The following is a 2,268-nucleotide window of genomic DNA, read 5'->3' as shown; positions in this document are numbered from 1 at the left end:
CGAGATCCTGAAGCTCTTTTTTTAGTGAATCGTGGAGCTGGTATTCTGCCTGATGCTTGGTACGGTAATCTTTTGGATTTTTAGCAGATTTGCAATCCTCAATCACTTTTCGGCAGAGCCGGTAAGAATCGCAGTGTTTCTGAATGACTTTCTGCTTGTTCAGATCACTGTTAATTTGTGCTATTTTTTGGTCGGTAACTTTCACAGAAACTTCAATGTCAGATACATGCTGCTTGAAATCCTCATAATTCAACAGGTTATTTTCGGAAAGATAGTTAAAGGTGCGGGCTGCCTCTTTCAGATTATTGAGCTTTGCCCATCGTTCAAATCCTTCTCGATTGCCGGTCGTAACATAAGTGGAAATATTGATATACAGGCGAGCTTCTCTGGACAGATGCTTCGGAGTTTTCACTTTGTTACGATTTTTAGCTAGGCGGATGCGGACATTTTCTTCTGAATAATAGCTTCCGAGAGATTTCATATAAGTGAAATTCTTCTGCTCCGGTGCACGGAAGGACAGGTGTTTTCCTTGGCGGACTTCATATCCGGCTAACTGCATTTTTTGTAGAAATTCTTCATAGTTAATGGAAGTCCAGATTGCCTTATCAACTGCAACACGTAGCTTGGCTTTCCAACTGGTGCCACGATGATATTCCATGTTCTCCTTATAACTTTTGCCTTTTTCTCCGGTTGGCATACTGGTGGCAAGTCCATTTTCGTGGCAGATACGATTACTGATTCTGCAGAGTTTATGGTAGCTCCGCTTATTAGAAACATACTTGTGATGATCAACAAAGCTTGCAGCGTTGAAGATGATATGGTTATGAATATGATTTTTATCAACATGGGTGCTGATCACGTATTCATATTTTCCTTTCAGGACTTCGTCTGCAAATTGCTGTCCTAAGCGATGAGCGGTTTCGGCATCAACTTCTCCAGGCTTGAAGGACTGGATCAGATGAAATGCCAGGTTATCACCTTTGTCCATTCCATTCTTTTTTGCCATTTCTCTAGTCATAGAAAATTCAAGATCTGCAGTTTCCGGGGAACAGCCAAAACTGGAAACTAACAGTTTTTCATCTGTTTTATCTGGATTCGTGATGTAGTCCAGAGCTTTCTTGTCTGTTACTTTAATTGGGAAGATCTTAAGATACGCCATAATTCTTTCACCATCTCTTTCAATTCTTGCATTTCTTCCGGATACAGATCTCCGGTGGTATTTACTTTCTTTGCAATCTGATTAATATTCACACCAATCTTATGCATTTCCTCATACTGTTTCTTCAGTGGAGTGGTATCGGTGTTGACGATGTAACCGTCGATTGCCATTTTACGAAGATAAGCTCCCATGTTTTTTGTCTTTGATTCTATCATTTTTCTGCGGATAAGCTTACGTTCTTCTTCGGTGACATAGAAATGGATTTCTTTGTTTCTCTTTCTTTCAGCCATTGGCGGGTTCTCCTTTCTGAGAGGGCAGTTGTATCGTTGCTTTCAGCATTTTTCAATTTAGGGCAGGGTACCCTAAATTGGGATTTTCCGGAAGTGTATCCTCACTTCCTGTCCTTGCTGTTTTATCCCTCTATTAGTTAAAGTCAGGAGAACCGGGAAAATGCAAAAGAATTTGACAGGTAGTATAGGGAACAAAAATGTGGTAAGATTATGGACAGGATATCAGAAGAATCAGGAGTTGAATGGATTGTGAAGAAAGAAGAAATATTTGAATATGTGCAGAAACAGTATGGCACACTGCCGGAATATTTATGGAGTAAACTACCGGACAGTGCAGTACTCCGACATAAAAATGGAAAATGGTATGCAGTGATCATGACGGTTGAAAAATCGAAACTGGGATTAGAAGGAAGAGAGCTGGTTGATATCATTGACGTAAAGTGTGATCCGGACATGACAAATATGATTATTCAGACTTATGGATTTTTACCTGGGTATCATATGAATAAACAGCACTGGATCACGATTTTACTGGATGGTTCGGTCAGCGAAGCAAAGGTACTGGACTTTTTAGATATGAGTTATGACCTGATTGACGGAGCAGGCAGAAAGGAAAACAAATGAGAAAAGCAATCGTATATGCATCTGTGCATCATGGAAATACAGAAAAATTAGTAAAGGGCATAGCAGAAGAGTGTCAGGTCGATTTGATTGATGCTGTAAAACAGCCAGATGCAGATTTGAACAGTTATGATATGATTGGATTTGCATCAGGAATCTATTTTTCAAAGTTTCATCAGTCGATATTGGAATTTGCAG

The 2,268-nt window shown here is 39.8% G+C and carries 4 protein-coding genes; 2 read left to right on the top strand and 2 right to left on the bottom strand.

Going from position 1 to position 2,268, the window contains the following annotated elements; translation table 11 throughout:
• Both RDS42_RS14315 and RDS42_RS14310 read right to left on the bottom strand, forming a co-directional pair.
• On the bottom strand, positions 1 to 1,159 hold a 1,159-nt coding region (locus RDS42_RS14315), incomplete at its 3' end, for a relaxase/mobilization nuclease domain-containing protein (RefSeq protein WP_308784249.1).
• Positions 1,126 to 1,449: a MobC family plasmid mobilization relaxosome protein gene (locus tag RDS42_RS14310; RefSeq protein WP_257465348.1), complete on the bottom strand. Its 324-nt coding sequence runs from the start codon at positions 1,447 to 1,449 to the stop codon at positions 1,126 to 1,128. The genes RDS42_RS14310 and RDS42_RS14315, both read right to left, overlap by 34 nt.
• Before the next feature lie 249 nt (positions 1,450 to 1,698).
• On the opposite strand from RDS42_RS14310, the gene RDS42_RS14305 reads away from it, so the two are divergent.
• Positions 1,699 to 2,073 (top strand): MmcQ/YjbR family DNA-binding protein, encoded by a 375-nt coding sequence (locus RDS42_RS14305; protein ID WP_173724968.1) that lies wholly within the window; start codon positions 1,699 to 1,701, stop codon positions 2,071 to 2,073.
• A partial coding sequence (locus RDS42_RS14300; RefSeq protein ID WP_308784248.1) for a flavodoxin domain-containing protein occupies positions 2,070 to 2,268 on the top strand: 199 nt, incomplete at its 3' end. The genes RDS42_RS14305 and RDS42_RS14300, both read left to right, overlap by 4 nt.

The organism is uncultured Blautia sp. (assembly GCF_902497045.1).
In the GTDB taxonomy this organism is placed as follows: Bacteria; Bacillota; Clostridia; order Lachnospirales; family Lachnospiraceae; genus Blautia_A.
Note: the sequence above shows the minus strand (reverse complement) of the source record. Positions and strands in the feature narration are given on the sequence as shown.